This window comes from Streptomyces agglomeratus (assembly GCF_001746415.1).
GTDB lineage: Bacteria > Actinomycetota > Actinomycetes > Streptomycetales > Streptomycetaceae > Streptomyces > Streptomyces agglomeratus.
The window spans coordinates 6,615,071-6,632,621 of sequence record NZ_MEHJ01000001.1; the positions used below are offsets into that span (position 1 = coordinate 6,615,071).

Genomic DNA, 17,551 nt, shown 5'->3' on the forward strand with positions numbered 1-17,551 from the left:
TGAAGATTCCCGCGAAACGAAGAATTCCAGCCATCTGCCCCTATGGGGCGACGGGCGTATACGCAGGTGTGCCTTGTCGCAGCCGCGTCCGTCAACTCATGGAATTCCATGACAACTCATGATCAACGCACCCGAGTACGGCTGAAAATCGTCCGGACATGCCTTCGAGTTGCGCGAGGGACAGTAGTAGGCTCACGCCGTTTATTGACGGAACACCAACCCCCGTCTCGCGGGGGCCGAGCAGGGGGAGGCCATGCGCTTTCGCGGGAAGTCCATCCGCCGGAAGATCGTGGCGTTGCTGCTGGTGCCGCTCGTGTCCCTCACCTCACTCTGGGGATTCGCCACCGTCATCACCGGCCGCGAGGCCGGCCAACTGCTGGACGTGGCCCACATCGTCGAGCAGGTGGGTTATCCCCTCGACGAAACGGTCGAGGTCATCCAGCGGGAGCGTCGGCAGACACTCATCTACCTGGCGGACCCCCGCGCCTCCGACGCGCTCGCCACCCTCCGCCGCGCCCGCGCGGCCACCGACGAATCCGTCGCCAGAATCAAGGCACGCGCACAGGACCCCGGCGTACGCGAAGACCTGCGCCCCCGGGCGGCGAAACGGTTGGCCTCGCTCCTCGAAGCCTTCGACGGCATCGAAACACTTCGCGGCGCGGTCGAGAACAGCACCGTCACCCGGCGTCAGGCACTCGACCGCTACAACCGGCTCATCGACCCCTGCTACTCCTTCCTCACCACCCTCCACGCCCTCGAGGACGTGGAGATGGACAAGCAGGGGCGGGCCCTGGTCGGCCTCACCCGGGCACGGGAGATGCTCTCCCGCGAAGACGCGCTCATCGCGTCCGGTCTCGTCGCCGGCCAGTTCGACGCACCCGAGATCCGCGAGATCTCGGGCCTCGTCGCGAACCGCAAGCTCCTGTACGACATCAATCTCGAATTCCTCCCCACCACCGAGCGCGAGGCGTTCGCGGACTACTGGGACAGCCCGGCCACCGAACCGCTGCGCACCGCCGAGGAACGCCTCGTCACCGCGGGCGCCACCCAGAGCCCGCGCGCCGTCACCGCCAAGAGCTGGAACGAAGGCGCGACCGGCGTACTCGACCACCTCGCCCGCGAGGGCAAGGAGGCGGGCGACCGCTACCAGGACAAGGTCGAGCCCATCGCCTTCGGCGTCCTCGTCAAGGCGGCCGCCGCCGGCGTACTCGGTTTCCTCGCGCTGATCGTCTCCCTCTTCCTGTCGGTACGCATCGGCCGCAGCCTCATCCGTGACCTGTCCCGGCTGCGCAAGGAGGCCCACGAGGTGTCCGGCGTCCGGCTGCCCAGCGTCATGCGCAGGCTGGCAGCGGGCGAGGAGGTCGACGTGGAGACAGAGGCGCCCCGTCTGGAATACGACAAGAACGAGATCGGCCAGGTCGGCAAGGCCCTGAACACCCTTCAGCGCGCCGCCGTCGAATCGGCCGTCAAGCAGGCCGACATGCGGCGCGGCGTCTCCGAGGTGTTCGTCAACCTCGCCCGCCGCAACCAGGTCCTGCTCCACCGCCAGCTCACGCTCCTCGACACCATGGAACGCCGTACCGAGGACACCGACGAGCTCGCCGACCTCTTCCGCCTCGACCACCTGACCACGCGTATGCGGCGCCACGCGGAGGGCCTGGTCATCCTCTCGGGCGCGGCCCCGTCCCGGCAGTGGCGCAAGCCCGTGCAGCTCATGGACGTCGTACGCGCGGCCGTCGCCGAGGTGGAGGACTACGAGCGCATCGAAGTACGCCGCCTGCCGCGCATCGGCGTCGGGGGGCCCGCGGTCGCCGACGTCACCCACCTGATCGCCGAACTCCTGGAGAACGCCACCGTGTTCTCACCCCCGCACACAGCGGTCCAGGTGCACGGCGAGCGCGTCGCCAACGGCTTCACCCTCGAGATCCACGACCGCGGCCTCGGTATGACGCCCGAGGCCCTCCTCGACGCCAATCTGCGGCTCGCCGAGACCCCCGAGTTCGAGCTGTCGGACACCGACCGGCTCGGGCTGTTCGTGGTCAGCCGGCTCGCCCAGCGCCAGAACGTCCGGGTCTCGCTCCAGCAGTCGCCGTACGGCGGAACCACCGCGGTCGTCTTCATCCCGGCCGCCCTGCTCACGGACGCTCCCGAGACGAACGGAACCGGCTTCCGGCTCGACCGCAAGCACGCCGCCGGGGAACGGGACACCGGAGAGCCGGGGCCGGGCGGCCGTCGCAAGCCACTGACGACGCTCTCGCGTCTGCCCGCCGAGCTGGCCGCCCAGGCGGTTCTGGACGGCCCCGTCGAACTCGAACCGCCCCTGGGAGCCCTGGGCCTTGAGGAAGCGTCGCGCGGCGGCTTGGCCGAGGTGTCCGACGTGGCCGACATCGAGGACACGGAGAGCGAGCGGGGCGGACTGTTCCAGGCCCGCGACCGTTCCCGTGAACGATCCCGCGACCGTTCCCCGGAACGTCCCCGTGACCGTTCCCCAGAACGGTCCCGCGACCGCTCATGGGACCGTTCCCGCGAGCGTTCCCGTGAAGCCGCCGGTGAGCAACACCAGCAGGCGTCCGACTACGTTCCCGAGAACGGCGAGAGCGTACGTCCCGAGGGGCCCATCCCCTTGCCCCGCCGCAACGCCCCGACACTGGTGGCCGACAACGGCCGCCGCGTCGGCGGCCGCGGACGCACCCCCGCCGCACCCACGGATCCGGCACGCACCACACCCCACTCACCACCCGCACGGGAATCCGCTCCCACGGACGAGGCCCACGGCCTCCCGCTGGGCGGACTGCCGCGCCGTGTCCGCCAGGCCAGTCTCGCCCCGCAGCTGCGCGAGGCCACCACGGGCCGCACCGAACCCGCGAACGACGCACCGGCCACTGCGCAGGAGGCCCAGCGCGAGGCGGAGGAAGTGCGCAGCCGTATGGCTTCACTCCAACGCGGATGGCAGCGCGGCCGTCGGCAGAACGCCGAGGACGAGCCGGGCCCCGGCGGGACAGCACCAGGAACCAGACCAGAGAGGGACGGTCGATGACCGCACCGAACGCCACAGCCGCACACGACACCACGGGGAGCACAGGGACCACAGGCCGCGGCTCGGGAGAGCTCAACTGGCTCCTCGACGAGCTGGTCGACCGCGTCGGCAGTATCCGCAAGGCCCTGGTGCTCTCCAGCGACGGGCTTCCCACCGGCACCTCCAGGGACCTGACGCGCGAAGACGGCGAACACCTCGCCGCCGTCGCCTCCGGCTTCCACAGCCTCGCCAAGGGCGTCGGCCGGCACTTCGACGCCGGCCGGGTCCGGCAGACCGTCGTGGAACTGGACGACGCGTTCCTGTTCGTCACCGCCGCCGGCGACGGCAGCTGCCTCGCGGTGCTGTCCGACTCCGACTCCGATGTCGGACAGGTGGCGTACGAGATGACGCTGATGGTCAAGCGGGTCGGTGTCCACCTGACGACCGCGCCACGCTCCGGTCTGCCCGCCGGAGGGTGAGTGGGCTGAGATGAGCGCAGCAGGCCACCAGGGATCGGCGCACTGGTTCGACGACGAAGCGGGCCCCGTCGTACGCCCGTACGCGATGACGAGGGGCCGCACGAGCAGTGCGAGCCGGCACCGGCTCGACCTGATCGCCCTGGTCGTCCCCGAACCGGCCGCCGACGACCCCGGGCGGGACCAGACGCTCGCTCCCGAGCACGTCGAGATCGTCGAACTGTGCAGTGAGGCGCCGCAGTCGATCGCCGAGCTCGCGGCGGGTCTCGACCTCCCGGTAGGGGTGGTCAGAGTGCTCGTCGGCGACCTCGTCGAAGACGAGCTGGTGCACGTGACACGACCCGTCCCTCCGGCCGAGCTGCCGGACGAGAGCATCCTTCGCGAGGTAATCAATGGTCTTCGGGCGCTCTAGCCGCAAGAAGCGACTGGTGGAACCAGTAGCACTCAAAATCCTCGTCGCGGGAGGCTTCGGGGTGGGCAAGACCACCCTGGTGGGCGCCGTCAGCGAGATCAGACCGCTGCGCACCGAGGAGGCTCTCACCGAGGCGGGCCGCCCCGTCGACGACATCGAAGGCGTCGAGAACAAGAGCACCACCACGGTGGCGATGGACTTCGGACGCATCACGCTCCGCGAGGACTTGGTGCTGTACCTCTTCGGTACGCCCGGCCAGGACCGGTTCTGGTTCCTCTGGGACGAACTGGCACAGGGGGCCCTCGGCGCGGTGGTGCTCGCCGACACCCGCCGCCTGGAGGACTGCTTCGCCGGCATCGACTACTTCGAGCGCAGGGGCATACCCTTCGCCGTCGCCGTCAACTGTTTCGAGGGCGCCGAACGCTATCCGGCGGAGACGGTGCGCGCCGCGCTCGACCTCGACGAGGGCGTGCCCCTGCTGCTCTGCGACGCGCGGGACCGCGAGACCGTCAAGGGAGTGCTGATCGCGGTGGTCGAGCACGCACTGGCCCGCTCGGCGGACCGGCGCCAGACAGCGGCCACCTGAGCGGGCGGCCCGTACCCCCGCCGACAGGGGTACGGGCCACGGCCGGGAAGCCAGGAGCCGGTGCGCTCAGCCCTGGCCGTCTTCCTCCTCCCAGCCGAAGCTGCGCTCCACGGCCTTGCGCCAGTTGTGGTACTCCCGGTCGCGCTCCTGCGCCTCCATCCGAGGCGTCCACTCGACGTCCCGCTGCCAGTGCGACTTCAGCTCGTCCAGGCCCGACCACACCCCGGTCGCCAGGCCGGCGGCGTACGCCGCGCCCAGGCACGTGGTCTCGGAGACCTTCGGCCGTATGACAGGAACGTCCAGGACGTCGGCCTGGTGCTGCATCAGCAGGTTGTTCTTCGTCATGCCGCCGTCCACCTTCAGCGTGGTGATGGCCACCCCCGAGTCCTGGTACATCGCGTCGACGACCTCCCGGGTCTGCCAGCTGGTGGCCTCGAGGACGGCCCGCGCCAGATGGGCCTTCGTGACGTACCGAGTGAGACCGGTGACGACACCCCGCGCGTCGGAACGCCAGTAGGGCGCGTACAGACCCGAGAACGCCGGCACGATGTACGCCCCGCCGTTGTCGTCGACGCTTCCCGCGAGCGTCTCGATCTCGTCGGCGGAGCGGATGATCCCGAGCTGGTCCCTGAACCACTGGACCAGCGCACCAGTGATCGCGATCGCCCCCTCCAGGCAGTAGACCGGGGCCTCCCCGCCGATCTTGTAGCCCATGGTGGTGAGCAGCCCGTTCTTCGAAGGAACCGGACGGCCGCCCGTGTTGAGGAGCAGGAAGCTGCCCGTCCCGTACGTGTTCTTCGCCGTACCCACGTCGTAACACGCCTGCCCGAACACGGCCGCCTGCTGATCACCGAGCGCCGAGGCCACCGGCACACCCGAGAGCTGCCCCACAGCCGTCCCGTACACCTCCGCCGACGACCTGATCTCCGGCAGTACGGCCTCGGGAACGTTCATGGCGGAGAGGATCGCCGGATCCCACTGGAGCGTGCGCAGGTCCATCAGCATGGTGCGCCCGGCGTTGGTCACATCCGTGACGTGTACGCCGCCGTCCGTACCGCCGGTGAGATTCCAGATCAGCCACGAGTCGATGGTGCCGAAAGCGATCTCGCCCCGCTCCGCGCGGGTGCGCAGCCCGGGAACGTTGTCGAGCAGCCAGGCCGCCTTGGGTCCGGAGAAGTAACTCGCGAGCGGCAGACCGGTCGCCTCCCTGAAGCGGTCCGGCCCGTCCGTGCCGCCCAGCTCGTTGCAGAGCGCGGCGGTACGCGTGTCCTGCCACACGATCGCGTTGTGGACCGGCTTGCCCGTCGCCCGGTCCCACAGCACCGTCGTCTCACGCTGATTGGTGATGCCCAGAGCGCTGAGCTGCCCGGCACGCAGGCCGGCCTTCGCCAGCGCGCCCGCGACCACGGCCTGCACCTTGGACCAGATCTCCGTCGCGTCGTGCTCCACCCAGCCCGGCTTGGGGAAGATCTGGCGGTGCTCCCGCTGGTCCATGGCGACGATCGCGCCACTGTGATCGAAAATGATGCAACGGCTGGAGGTGGTGCCCTGGTCGATGGCGGCGACGTACTTCTCGGTCTGCCCGACTCGTTCCGTCATGAGGTCCCCTCGTCCGAACTCGGCTGAAGCGCTCACTGCCCAGAACCAGCGGTCACTGTTCAGGGCTTGTTGCTCATGGCTCGAAATGGCATTCCGGAGGCGGCTCTCCGGTGGCGTTGCCCCGAAGGACGTTCTCAGAAGGCCGCGTTGTAGATCAGACCCGACAGGGCGCCGCCGATCAGCGGGCCCGCCACGGGCACCCAGGCGTAACCCCAGTCGGACGTCCCCTTGTTCGGGATCGGCAGTGCGGCGTGGACGATGCGCGGCCCCAGGTCGCGGGCCGGATTGATCGCGTACCCCGTGGGGCCGCCGAGCGAGAGACCGATGCCGACGACCAGGAGGGCCACGATCAGCACCTGTGTGCCCGACTCGCCGAGCCCCTCGGTGAGCCCGAACGCCAGGACGGGCAGCACCAGTCCCACCGTCGCGATGATCTCGGTGACCAGGTTGGCCGCAGGGCTGCGGATCTCCGGAATGGTGGAGAAGATCCCCAGAGTCGGCAGAGCCTTTTCCTCGTCCCGGTTGGCGGCGAACTGGGCGTAGTACACGAGATACGCGAGTACGGCCCCGAGCATCGCGCCCGCCATCTGCCCGAGCACGTAGACCCAGACCTTGCCCCATTCGCCGGTGTCGACGGCGATGCCCACGGTCACCGCGGGATTAAGATGCCCGCCTGACAGCGGAGCGGCGGTGTACGCCCCGGCCAGCACGGCCATGCCCCATCCGAAGGAGATGACGATCCAACCCGAGGCCTTCGCCTTGGAATGGTTGAGCGTGACCGCGGCGCACACACCGGCGCCGAACAGGATCAGGATGGCGGTGCCGATGACCTCACCAATGAAGATGTCCCCGTTGCTCATGGCGGCTCCTAGGCCCTCGCCCGGGGCGGGGCCCCGGCTCTGAAGTGCAGGGTGCGTTTTCCATGGCTGCTGAGCCGGAGGCAGGGGATCGCGTTCCCCGCCCGGCGTCCGGTACGAGCATGCCGAGCCGGCGCGATCGCCCGTGGGGAGAGGCCCCTGAACCGCAGAAGGGGGAGACCCGGGAACAGACTTCCGGCGCTCCCGGGAGCCGTCGTAACGGCGACGCCGACTGACAACGGGAAAGTCTTCACCGGTGGTGAGGGAGCGTCAAGGTGGTGGACGTCAACCACCGGCGGAAGGGCGGGGGCAGCCGATCCCGTTCAGTCGTTCTCCGCGAGCCACTTGGCGGCGGTCTCGGCGAGTTCCCTGTCACGGCCCGCCAGCATCATCCGGATCATCTGTACGTCACCGCGCAGCGACCAGACGGGGTGCCCGAAGGTGGCCGGATTGTTCTTCTCGATCAGGAAGTGAGCCGGCCAGGCCGCGCCGTACCCGATGAGCGGCAGGGCGGCGGCGTACCGCTTCCGGCCACGCGTCAGGCCGTACACGGTGACGGCGAGGCCGGTGAGGGTGCCGGTGAGATGCACCCACCGGGTCGCTGCCCTGGAGTGCATCGCCACGTAGTAGGGCCAGAATTCCTCGTACGAATCGAAAGTCCGCTGCTGCATAGGCGCACGGTAATGGCTGGGCGGAGAACCGGATACGGCCCTGTCGCGTCCGAGAGGGAGAAAGGGACGGGCGGACGGGACCCACGGGGGTGGCCCCGCGCCGCCCGTCCCTCCCCGGGGGCCAGGACCGCGTCAGTGCCCGGCCACCGACCGGCGGGCTACGGGGAAGTCGAAGAACGTGTCGGGGAACGGCTCGGGCTTGTAAGTGAAGTGCCACCACTCCTCGGGGAGATTCACGAAGCCCAGCTCACCGAGCACCCCCTTCAGCAGGTGCCGATTGGCGCGTTGAATGCCCTGGATGCGCGGGTCGTCCGTGTGGGACAGCGTGTCGAAGCAGTCGTAACCGGTCCCCATGTCGACTGAGTTGTCCGGGAACCGTTCATCCTTGGGCGCATAGCACGGTACGAGCCGCTCGCCGGGGACGTACCGCCTCGTGGCCTTCGCGGGAAGCCTCACCAGCGTCAGGTCGACAGTGCTGCCCCGGCTGTGACCCGACTTCTCCGCGATGTACCCGTCCGCGAACAGACGCGATTTGGCGACATGCGGATAGAACTCCGCCTTCATCTCCTCGTCGTCGAGATCCTTCGCCCACCGCACGAAGTGGTCCACGGCCCGCTGCGGCCGGTAGCAGTCGTACACCTTGAGCGAATAGCCACGGCGCAGCAGCTTCCTCTGTGCCTCGTGCAGAGCGTTGGCCGCCGGCCTGGTGAGTATGCAGACAGGCTGCCGGTAGCCGTCGACGGGAGCGCCCACGAAATTGTGCGCGGTGGTGTAGCGCATCTCCTGCATGATCGTCGGATCAACGGACCGCAGGGACGCGAACTCCCTAGGGGCCTTCGGTTCGGGCCTCGCGTGCGCCGCCGGGGAGGCCGCGGTCACGGCGAGCAGCGTGGCGGCGGTGGCCAGGGCACGCAGAGCGGAGGCAAGTCGTGTCATGGCACCTCCGTCTATCAGGTCAACGGCCCCCGGGGAAAGGGCCATCGGATACAGTCCGCGCGTGTCCGTACCCACGAAGAAGCCCGTCAGGGACTCCCACTGCTCCAGCTGCGGAGCGCCGTACCGGTCGGCCGATGGCTGGCCCCGCACCTGCGCCGGCTGCGGCGACACCGCCTATCGCAACCCGCTGCCTGTCGCTGTAGCCCTCCTGCCCGTACGTGATGGACAGGACACGGGACTGATCGTCGTCACCCGCGCCATCGAGCCCCGGTTCGGGGGAACCGCGCTGCCCGGCGGTTTCATCGACCACGGCGAGGACTGGCGTCACGCGGTCGTACGCGAACTCGGCGAGGAGACGGGCATCGAGGCGGCGGCAGGACAGGTACGCCTCGCCGACGCGCTGAGCTCTCCGGCCGGCCACCTGCTCCTCTTCGGACTGCTCCCCGAACGCGCAGCCGCCGGCCTGCCCCCTTCCGCTCCCACCGCCGAGACGACCGGCTGGCACCTCCTGCGCGAACCAGCCGAGCTGGCCTTCCCCCTGCACACCGAAGCGGTACGCCGCTGGTTCGCGGGCAGCTACCGCCACTCGGACTGACCGTTCCCCAGTACGCCAGCCCAGTACGTCAACCGGGAGACGTCGACCCGGACACTTCGACCTGAGACGTCGAACAAAGCGTTCCTGGGTACGCCGCCCAGGACGCGCGCAGACAGCAGCACTGCCCGAAGCGCACCCACCAGTCGCCCCGCACCGGCGCCGACGGCATCACCGCCCGTGAACGCACCCACCAGTCGCCCCGGACGGAGGCCGACCGCATCGCCGGACAGGCACGCGTCCCACCATCGGCCCCGCCCATGCGCACCGCACGCTCAGCCGCCCCGCACGAGCACAGGCAGCCCCACGTCCCCACCACCCTTCCGCTCCACCACCACCCGGCCACTACCAGTGGTCCGCGTCGTGAACCGCTCGACTTCCGCGCGCTCCCAGCCGTCCCCTGGGTCCTTTACGAGAAGCCCGCCCCCGGTACGCCCGGCAACAGGCGTCCACACCTCGAGCGCCAATCCACCGTCTTCACCACGCACGGGAATCACGGCGCCGGCCCTGGCCAGCACGGGGATGCGCGACAGCGGTGCCTCAAGAAGCACCCGGCCGGGGCCGTCGTACGCCTTGCCGGTGGCCGTGTCGTACCACCGGCCGCGCGGCAGACGCACCGCTCTGCGGTCCGCCCCGCTTTCCAGCACGGGAGCGACCAGCAGGCAGTCCCCGAGCAGAAAGGCGTCCTCGCAGTCCCGCAACGCCCGCTCCTCGGGGGCACCCCACCACACGGGGCGCACATAAGGCGCGCCGGTGAGGCGGGCGAGATGGGACAGCGTGACGAAGTACGGCAGCAGCCGTTCCCGTGCGGCGAGCGTCGCCTTCACGTGTCCGAGCACCTGCGGACCGAACGCCCACGGCTCCCCGTGCCCCGAGGCGACCGCCGCCCCCGTACGGAACAAGGGCAGGTGTGAGCCCAGCTGGAACCACCGCAGATACAGCTCGGCGGAAGACGTCTCACCGGCCCCCGGCACATCGGTTCCCGCGTACGGCACCCCGCACAACCCGAGACCGAGCACCAGGGAGAGCGCGGCACGCAGCCCGGGCCAGCCCGTGGGCACCTCCCCGGCACAGACACCGCCGTACATCTGTATGCCGGCCCATCCGGAGCGGGAGACAAGAAACGGCCGTTCCCGGGAACGGCCGTTTCGCAGGGCCTCGTAACCGGCGCGAGCCATCCCAAGCCCGTAGACGTTGCGCGCCTCCCGGTGATCGCCACCTCGGCCCTCCAGATCGAGCCGGGCGGCGCGCGAAAGCGCCGGCCCACCGATCGCACGGGAGACCGGTTCATTCATCTCGTGCCATACGCCGGAGAACCCCTGGGCGAGGCGCTCCTCGTACAGCGATCCCCACCAGGCACGCGCGCGTGGAGCGGTGAAATCGGGATACACGCATGCCCCGGACCCGAGAGCACCGCGCACCTCGTTTCCCCGCACGTCGCGCAGGAACGCCCCCACGGTCTTTCCGCTCTCGTACAACGCGTTCCCGGGCACGACCCCCACACCGGGCCGGACAACCGAGACCAGCCGCACCCCCGCCTCCCTGAGCTCCCCGGCGAGCCGCGGCAGCCCAGGAAGACCCTCACAGCCGTCCACGTGCAGTACGGACAGCGGCAGCCCGCGCTCCCCGTAACCGTCGACGATCCGCCGCACCTCCTGTTCACCGCAGTCCCCCCGCCACACATGCTGCGGACCCAGCGCCCACGACGGCGGCAACGCCGGCGCACCCGTGAGCGCGGTCCAGCCCCGCAGCACGCGCGCCGGCGTCCCGGCGACCACCCAGCAGCGCAGCGGCCCCCCGTCCATCCGCAGCTCACTGATGCCCGGCCGGTCGTGGCCCGACCCGTCGCCCTCCACGCCCTCCCGAAGCGTCACCCTGCCCTCCCACGCGCTGTCGTGGAAGACGAGGTGCGTCCCGGCGTCGGACACCACCAGCCGCACGGGCATGGCGACGGGGCCGGAGCCGTCACCCGGCTCCAGCCTCCCGCCGGGACCGGAATGCCCCAAGGGGTACGTGCCATCCCGCAGCCGGAGCCCCGAAGACCGCCCGCCCAGCCCGAAGAACCTCGCGTCGGCGGGCACCTCGCTGCGCTGGAGCCAGCGCCCGGTCCCGCCCCCGATCGGCTCCCACCAGCGCGGCGGCAGGTCCCTGCGGAGCACCGCACCACCCGGCGTGCGGACCTCGACGGCGCCGTGCCGGGAGACGGCGACCGTGAGCCGCTCCGACACGACCTGCCAGCCGCCGTCCTTGTCGGGCTCCAGCTCCGCCCTGGTGTCCGGCCCGGGGCACGCACCGGCGAGCGCGTACGACGGCTCAGGACCCGCGCCGTCCCAGCCCCAGAACACCGCCCCGCCCGCCGCGACCATCACCCGCAGCTCGGAACGGGCGAAACGCATCACTCCGCCACCCGGCTGCGGCTCCGCGCCCGCCAGCTCTCCGGGCACCCTCGCCCGCTCGGCCCCCCGCCGCACCGGCCCCCGGGCATCCGTACGACTCCGCCGCACAGCGGACCGCGCGAAGCGCGGCCACCGCACCGTGCCGATCAGTCTTATCGAGCGCACCAGGTCACGACCGTCCATGCGGCTCACCCTGCCACCCGTCCGAACGCACACGGGCGGCGTTCAACTGCCGTTCACCCGTGGTGTGCCCACATGACTCGAAACCCGAGTGTGGGCGGCCCGCCCTGGTGCCGGGGACGATCACATGGCATCGTCCCTTTCAGCCGCATCGTGCGCACACCCTTCGCACGTGCGCGCGACACACGCACACCACGCGTACAGCCCGGGAGCCGCCCCATGTCCTCAGCAGCGAACACCGCGCCCCTCTGGCAGCCGGACGCGGACCGCATCGCAGCCGCCGCCGTCACCCGCTTCCAGAGCTGGGCGGCCGAGCGGTACGGAGCACCCGCCGACGGCGGGTACGCGGCGCTGCACCGCTGGTCCGTCGACGAGCTCGACACCTTCTGGAAGGCCGTCGCCGACTGGTTCGACGTGCGCTTCTCCAGCCCGTACGAAACGGTCCTCGCGGACCGCTCCATGCCGGGCGCCCGGTGGTTCCCGGGAGCCACCCTCAACTACGCGGAACACGCCCTGAGAACGGCCGAAGACCCTTCCCGCGCGGACGACCCCGCCCTCCTGTACGTCGACGAGACCCACGAACCGACCCCGGTGAGCTGGTCCGAGCTGCGCCGTCAGGTGGGTTCACTCGCCGCCGAACTGCGCACCCTCGGCGTACGTCCCGGCGACCGCGTCAGCGGCTACCTCCCCAACATCCCCCAGGCCACCGTCGCCCTGCTCGCCACGGCCGCCGTCGGCGGGGTGTGGACCTCCTGCGCCCCCGATTTCGGTGCCCGCAGCGTCCTCGACCGCTTCCAGCAGGTCGAGCCCGTCGTCCTGTTCGCCGTCGACGGCTACCGTTACGGCGGCAAGGAACACGACCGTACGGCCACCGTCGAGGAGCTCCGCCGCGAGCTGCCCACCCTGCGCGCCGTCGTCCACATTCCGCTGCTCGGCACCGAAGCCCCCGAAGGCGCCGTCGACTGGTCCGCACTCACCTCCGCCGACACGGAACCGGTCTTCGAGCAGGTCCCCTTCGAGCACCCCCTGTGGGTCCTGTACTCCTCCGGCACGACCGGTCTCCCGAAGGCCATCGTGCAGTCCCAGGGCGGCATCCTCCTGGAGCACTTCAAGCAGATCGGCCTGCACTGCGACCTCGGGCCCGGCGACCGCTTCTTCTGGTACACCTCCACCGGCTGGATGATGTGGAACTTCCTCGTCTCCGGTCTCCTCACGGGCACCACGGTCGTCCTGTACGACGGAAGCCCGGGCTACCCGGGTACGGGCGCCCAGTGGCGCGTCGCCGAGCTCACCGGCGCCACCCTCTTCGGCACCTCGGCCGCGTACGTCATGGCCTGCGCCAAGGCCGAGGTCCACCCCGCACGTGACTACGACCTCTCCCGCATCACGTGCGTGGCCACCACCGGATCACCGCTCCCGCCCGACGGTTTCCGATGGCTCCACGACGAAGTCGCGTCCGATCTCTGGATCGCGTCCGTCAGCGGCGGCACGGACGTTTGCAGCTGCTTCGCCGGCGCGGTCCCCACCCTCCCCGTCCACATCGGGGAACTCCAGGCCGCCTGCCTGGGCACCGACCTCCAGGCCTGGGACCCGCAGGGCAAGCCGCTCACCGGCGAAGTCGGCGAACTGGTGGTCACCAACCCCATGCCCTCCATGCCGGTCCACTTCTGGAACGACCCCGACGGCAGCCGGTACCACGACAGCTACTTCGACACGTATCCCGGCGTCTGGCGACACGGCGACTGGATCACCATCACCGACCACGGCTCGGTGGTCATCCACGGCCGCTCCGACTCCACGCTCAACCGCCAGGGCGTCCGTATGGGCTCGGCCGACATCTATGAGGTGGTCGAGCGCCTTCCCGAAATCAGGGAATCCCTCGTCATCGGGCTCGAAGAGCCCGACGGCGGTTACTGGATGCCGCTCTTCGTCCACCTCGCACAGGGCGCTTCCCTGGACGACGCCCTGCGGACCCGCATCAAGCAGGCCATCCGCACCGAGCTCTCCCCCCGTCACGTCCCCGACGAGATCATCGAAGTGCCCGGCGTCCCCCACACCCTCACCGGCAAGCGCATCGAAGTACCAGTGAAGCGGCTGCTCCAGGGCACGCCGCTCGCCAAGGCGGTCAACCCCGGCTCGGTCGACAACCTGCAACTCCTGCACTTCTACGAGGCCCTGGCCCGCACTCGCCGCTGACGAGCGGCCGCCGCCTCGCGGGCGCGATCACCGCCACCGCGGAGATCGCGCCCGGGCTCACGGAGAGTACGTTGTCAGTGCGGTCGGTTACGGTGAGTGAGCAAATGACCGACTGCGCTCAGGGGGAATCATGGCGCGCATCAAGTCCACCCGGTACTACAAGACCAAGGCCATGCGCCGTATGCTCCGCCGCGAATCACCCAGCACCGTGGGCCTCCTGGCCGACGAGCAGGACTTCGCGGCCATGACCGGGTACGGCACCTTAGCCTTCGACGACCACGCGGCCTACCTCCAGGAGGTCGAGGGACTGCTGCGGTCCCTGGCCGCCCAGGGTGTCCACACGACGGTGGCGCTCTTCGACCCCGAGGACTTCCTGGAGTTCTGCGAGGCCTCGGGAATCGAACCCGACGCGGTGGAGAGCAGGACCCGCTTCACCGCGGAGGTCGCCGCCTGCGGCGCCTCCCTGCCCTACACCGGCCAGCCCATCGACAGCCTCGTACCCCTCCTGATCAACGAAGCGGTCCGCCGCGCCACCTGGGAGTACGCGACCCTCCTCCTGGCCCGGCTGGGCGACTGCGCCGAATGTGGCGAGGACATCGGCCGCGAAGCCCTCACCCGTGCGTCGCGCATGGTCACACGCCTGCTCGAGCTGGCCGGCCCCGGAAGCTACCACCTGGTGTGCAGTGTCCCGGCCGAGGAGGAACAGCTCCTCGCCGTGCTCCACGCGGAACGGACCGGTAACGAGCCGGTGCTCCTGACCCAGGCCGAAGGCGCCGAGTTCGTGACGGTGCTGGCGGCCGGTATCGCCGTGGAAAGCACCGGGGGAGTGGTACTGAGGACGACCGAGCCCGGGACTCCGGACCGGCTCCACGGCTGGAGGCTCCACCGGGGGCGCCTGGTCGCACTCACCGCGGGTGAAGTCTTCAGCGCCTACTGCACGGATGCGGACACCGGCGACCCGGTCTCCCCGGAGCCGGGCGTCGAGTACTGCCCGGGCTTCGAGATCGACGCACCCGACATCCACGGCTGAACGGCCCGAGGGGCTCCCGGCCACATGGCCGGAAGCCCCTCGGAAACCTGCGACAACCGGCGGTCACTCGCCGGACAGCACCGCCTGCGCGGCCGCCCGCGCCTCGTCGGCCGTGTCCGTGGCACGAGCCGCCGCGGCGGCCCGCTCGCACTGGGCGAGCGTGTGCTTCGCCAGCGTCGCGCGGACATAAGGAATGGCCTTCGCCCCCATCGACAGAGAGGTGACACCCAGGCCCGTCAGCACACAGGCGAGCAGCGGATCAGCCGCAGCCTCCCCACAGACGCCACAGCTCTTGCCCTCGGCCTTCGCTGCCTCGGCCGAGGCAGCGACCAGGTCGAGCAGCGCGGGCTGCCACGGGTCCTGGAGCCGCGACACCGCACCGACCTGCCGGTCGGCGGCGAACGTGTACTGGGCAAGGTCGTTCGTCCCCAGTGAAAGGAACTCGACCTCCTGGAGAATCGAGCGCGCCCGCAGCGCGGCGGACGGAATCTCGACCATCGCGCCGAACTTCGCCTGGAGCCCGGCCGCGCGGCACGCATCGGCGAAGGCCTTGGCGTCCGTACGGTCCGCCACCATCGGCGCCATGACCTCGAGGTACACCGGGAGGCCCTCCACGGCCTTCGCCAGCGCGGTGAGCTGCGTACGCAGCACGTCCGGGTGCTCGAGCAGCGACCGCAGCCCCCGCACACCCAGCGCCGGGTTCGGCTCCTCGGCCGGCGTCAGGAATTCCAGCGGCTTGTCCGCGCCCGCGTCCAGCACGCGCACGACCACACGACCCTCGGGGAACGCCTCGAGAACCGTGCGGTACGCCTCGACCTGCTTCTCCTCCGACGGCGCCTGCTTGCTGTCGTCAAGGAAGAGGAACTCCGTACGGAACAGCCCCACACCCTCGGCGCCGGCCTCGACCGCGGCCGGCACATCGCCGGGACCGCCGATGTTGGCGAGCAGCGGCACCTTGTGGCCGTCGGACGTTGCGCCAGGGCCCGTCGAGGCCGAGAGCGCTGCCCGCCGCGCGGCGGCAGCGGCCTCGAGTTCGGCACGCTTCTCGGCCGTGGGCTCGACGAAGATCTCGCCCGTGCTGCCGTCCACCGCGACGACCGTGCCCTCGGCCAGCTCGCCGGCGCCGGGCAGAGCCACGACGGCGGGCACCCCCAGCGCCCGCGCCAGGATCGCGCTGTGGCTGGTCGGCCCGCCTTCCTCGGTCACGAAGCCGAGCACGAGCGTCGGGTCGAGCAGCGCCGTGTCGGCAGGAGCGAGATCCCGCGCGATCAGTACGTACGGCTCGTCACTGTCCGGCACCCCGGGCATCGGCACGCCCAGCAGACGGGCGACGATACGGTTCCGCACGTCGTCCAGGTCCGCGACGCGGCCTGCCAGGTACTCACCGGCGTTGGCCAGCAGTGCACGGTATGCGGCAAAGGCGTCGTACACCCCGCGCTCCGCCGTGCTCCCCACGGCGATGCGCCGGTCCACATCGGCCATGAGCTCAGGATCCTGCGCCATCATGGCCTGCGCCTCGAGCACATGCTGTGCTTCGCCGCCCGCCAGGTTGCCCCGCGCAATGAGGTCCGCCGCAACAGCCTCCACGGCCTGACGGGCGCGCCCCTGTTCGCGCTCCGCCTCTTCCGCGGGAATCTGCTTGGCCGGCGGCTCCAGAACCGCCGTGCCCATGTGCCGAACCTCGCCGATCGCCACACCGTGGCTCACGCCGACGCCTCGCAGCGTTGTCTCCATTTCACCGTCTCCGATAGTTGCGGCGAGGACCCTGTCCAGTCCCCCCACGATGGATGTCGTACCCGTGGCCGCCATTACGGCGCGGCGTCACTGCCAGCTGAAGAGCGCGTCCCCGGCCTTCAGATCTCCGCCCTCGACGAGGCCGGAGAGGGAGTCGGCCGTGGCTTCGAGAGCCACGACGGGGCACACCGCCGACTTGCCGGCCTCCTCGACGGCCGCGGGGTTCCATCGCACAATCGCCTGACCGCGCGTCACCGTGTCTCCCTTGTTCACGAGCAGCTCGAAGCCTTCACCATTGAGCTGCACGGTGTCGATGCCCAGGTGCGTCAGAACTCCGTGCCCGTCGGCGTCGACGACGACGAACGCGTGCGGGTGCAGGGAGACGATGACACCGTCAACGGGGGCGACAGCCTCCGACGGCTCGCGCACGGGATCGATGGCGGTGCCGGGTCCGACCATCGCACCGGAGAACACCGGGTCGGGGACTGCGGCGAGTCCGATGGCGCGTCCAGCAAGAGGGGACGTCACGCTGGTCATGGGGGCCTCCCAGGGGTGGAGAGTTCGTGTGCCGCCGTCACTACCTGTCCAGGACGGCGAACTTTTCAGAAGGGTAAGTCACGAGAAGTCCCGGTTCCGCCCGAGAGCTGACACTTGGCGGACCTAGGGGTGCACCGGCAACGGTTTGCCTCGTCTACTGGAGCGATGTACTCTCGTAAGTCCTGCCTGACACCAGCACGCACTCCGTTGTGGGTCGTGGGTCGGCAGCCTCCGACTGGTCTAAACCATATCTCTAATCTGAGCCTCGGCATGCCCGCAGTGCGCTGGTCAGGGAAACGGAAAACGACTGATAGAGTCGGATCCGCCGGAAAG

The 17,551-nt window shown here is 70.1% G+C and carries 14 protein-coding genes; 7 read left to right on the forward strand and 7 right to left on the reverse strand.

Translation table 11 applies throughout. The annotated features are described in order from the left end of the window. Window positions 1–253: 253 nt before the first annotated feature. Genes AS594_RS29000 through AS594_RS29015 form a run of 4 tightly spaced genes read left to right on the forward strand, consistent with a single transcriptional unit; the run spans window position 254 to window position 4,490 of the window. Window positions 254–3,037, forward strand: coding sequence for a sensor histidine kinase (locus AS594_RS29000; RefSeq protein ID WP_069932133.1), 2,784 nt, complete (start codon window positions 254–256; stop codon window positions 3,035–3,037). Further along, window positions 3,034–3,495, forward strand: a complete 462-nt coding sequence (locus tag AS594_RS29005; protein WP_069929783.1) for a roadblock/LC7 domain-containing protein — start codon at window positions 3,034–3,036, stop codon at window positions 3,493–3,495. The genes AS594_RS29000 and AS594_RS29005 overlap by 4 nt, the downstream gene beginning before the upstream one ends. 10 nt (window positions 3,496–3,505) lie before the next feature. Beyond that, window positions 3,506–3,904, forward strand: a complete 399-nt coding sequence (locus tag AS594_RS29010) for a DUF742 domain-containing protein (RefSeq protein ID WP_069929784.1) — start codon at window positions 3,506–3,508, stop codon at window positions 3,902–3,904. Further along, the gene (locus AS594_RS29015) at window positions 3,885–4,490 is read left to right on the forward strand and encodes a GTP-binding protein (protein ID WP_069929785.1); all 606 of its coding nucleotides are present in this window, start codon (window positions 3,885–3,887) and stop codon (window positions 4,488–4,490) included. The genes AS594_RS29010 and AS594_RS29015 overlap by 20 nt, the downstream gene beginning before the upstream one ends. A gap of 66 nt (window positions 4,491–4,556) precedes the next feature. Here AS594_RS29015 and glpK read toward each other — a convergent pair whose 3' ends face one another. The 4 genes from glpK to AS594_RS29035 form a co-directional block, all read right to left on the reverse strand. Continuing rightward, entirely contained in the window at window positions 4,557–6,089 is a 1,533-nt protein-coding gene (gene glpK / locus AS594_RS29020) for a glycerol kinase GlpK (protein WP_069929786.1), read from the reverse strand. Window positions 6,090–6,223: 134 nt separating this feature from the next. Further along, window positions 6,224–6,949, reverse strand: a complete 726-nt coding sequence (locus tag AS594_RS29025; protein WP_069929787.1) for an MIP/aquaporin family protein — start codon at window positions 6,947–6,949, stop codon at window positions 6,224–6,226. Window positions 6,950–7,269: 320 nt separating this feature from the next. Next, a complete protein-coding gene (locus AS594_RS29030) occupies window positions 7,270–7,617 on the reverse strand; it encodes an Mpo1-like protein (protein WP_069929788.1) in 348 nt (115 codons plus the stop codon). A gap of 132 nt (window positions 7,618–7,749) precedes the next feature. Further along, a complete protein-coding gene (locus tag AS594_RS29035) occupies window positions 7,750–8,553 on the reverse strand; it encodes a M15 family metallopeptidase (RefSeq protein WP_079144358.1) in 804 nt (267 codons plus the stop codon). On the opposite strand from AS594_RS29035, the gene AS594_RS29040 reads away from it, so the two are divergent. Then, the gene (locus AS594_RS29040; RefSeq protein WP_079148762.1) at window positions 8,552–9,148 is read left to right on the forward strand and encodes an NUDIX domain-containing protein; all 597 of its coding nucleotides are present in this window, start codon (window positions 8,552–8,554) and stop codon (window positions 9,146–9,148) included. The two genes, AS594_RS29035 and AS594_RS29040, sit on opposite strands and share 2 nt — an antisense overlap. Before the next feature lie 272 nt (window positions 9,149–9,420). On the opposite strand, the gene AS594_RS29045 is transcribed toward AS594_RS29040, so the two are convergent. Then, window positions 9,421–11,724, reverse strand: a complete 2,304-nt coding sequence (locus tag AS594_RS29045) for a glycoside hydrolase family 31 protein (protein WP_069935482.1) — start codon at window positions 11,722–11,724, stop codon at window positions 9,421–9,423. Window positions 11,725–11,940: 216 nt separating this feature from the next. On the opposite strand from AS594_RS29045, the gene AS594_RS29050 reads away from it, so the two are divergent. After that, on the forward strand, window positions 11,941–13,917 hold the full coding sequence (locus tag AS594_RS29050; RefSeq protein WP_069929790.1) for an acetoacetate--CoA ligase: 1,977 nt from the start codon (window positions 11,941–11,943) through the stop codon (window positions 13,915–13,917). Between the two features lie 130 nt (window positions 13,918–14,047). Continuing rightward, window positions 14,048–14,947, forward strand: coding sequence for a hypothetical protein (locus tag AS594_RS29055; protein ID WP_069929791.1), 900 nt, complete (start codon window positions 14,048–14,050; stop codon window positions 14,945–14,947). A 63-nt stretch (window positions 14,948–15,010) separates the two neighbouring features. Here AS594_RS29055 and ptsP read toward each other — a convergent pair whose 3' ends face one another. Continuing rightward, a complete protein-coding gene (gene ptsP / locus AS594_RS29060) occupies window positions 15,011–16,681 on the reverse strand; it encodes a phosphoenolpyruvate--protein phosphotransferase (protein ID WP_069929792.1) in 1,671 nt (556 codons plus the stop codon). 87 nt (window positions 16,682–16,768) lie between these two features. Continuing rightward, window positions 16,769–17,218: a PTS sugar transporter subunit IIA gene (locus tag AS594_RS29065; protein WP_069929793.1), complete on the reverse strand. Its 450-nt coding sequence runs from the start codon at window positions 17,216–17,218 to the stop codon at window positions 16,769–16,771. Window positions 17,219–17,551: the final 333 nt, after the last annotated feature.

Coding starts and splice junctions, on each gene's coding strand:
- AS594_RS29040 (WP_079148762.1), top strand. CDS start 8,552: ATGGCACCTCCGTCTATCAGGTCAACGGCCCCCGGGGAAAGGGCCATC.
- AS594_RS29055 (WP_069929791.1), top strand. CDS start 14,048: ATGGCGCGCATCAAGTCCACCCGGTACTACAAGACCAAGGCCATGCGC.
- AS594_RS29005 (WP_069929783.1), top strand. CDS start 3,034: ATGACCGCACCGAACGCCACAGCCGCACACGACACCACGGGGAGCACA.
- glpK (WP_069929786.1), bottom strand. CDS start 6,089: ATGACGGAACGAGTCGGGCAGACCGAGAAGTACGTCGCCGCCATCGAC.
- AS594_RS29050 (WP_069929790.1), top strand. CDS start 11,941: ATGTCCTCAGCAGCGAACACCGCGCCCCTCTGGCAGCCGGACGCGGAC.
- AS594_RS29010 (WP_069929784.1), top strand. CDS start 3,506: ATGAGCGCAGCAGGCCACCAGGGATCGGCGCACTGGTTCGACGACGAA.
- AS594_RS29025 (WP_069929787.1), bottom strand. CDS start 6,949: ATGAGCAACGGGGACATCTTCATTGGTGAGGTCATCGGCACCGCCATC.
- AS594_RS29030 (WP_069929788.1), bottom strand. CDS start 7,617: ATGCAGCAGCGGACTTTCGATTCGTACGAGGAATTCTGGCCCTACTAC.
- AS594_RS29065 (WP_069929793.1), bottom strand. CDS start 17,218: ATGACCAGCGTGACGTCCCCTCTTGCTGGACGCGCCATCGGACTCGCC.
- AS594_RS29045 (WP_069935482.1), bottom strand. CDS start 11,724: ATGGACGGTCGTGACCTGGTGCGCTCGATAAGACTGATCGGCACGGTG.
- AS594_RS29000 (WP_069932133.1), top strand. CDS start 254: ATGCGCTTTCGCGGGAAGTCCATCCGCCGGAAGATCGTGGCGTTGCTG.
- AS594_RS29035 (WP_079144358.1), bottom strand. CDS start 8,553: ATGACACGACTTGCCTCCGCTCTGCGTGCCCTGGCCACCGCCGCCACG.
- ptsP (WP_069929792.1), bottom strand. CDS start 16,681: ATGGAGACAACGCTGCGAGGCGTCGGCGTGAGCCACGGTGTGGCGATC.
- AS594_RS29015 (WP_069929785.1), top strand. CDS start 3,885: ATGGTCTTCGGGCGCTCTAGCCGCAAGAAGCGACTGGTGGAACCAGTA.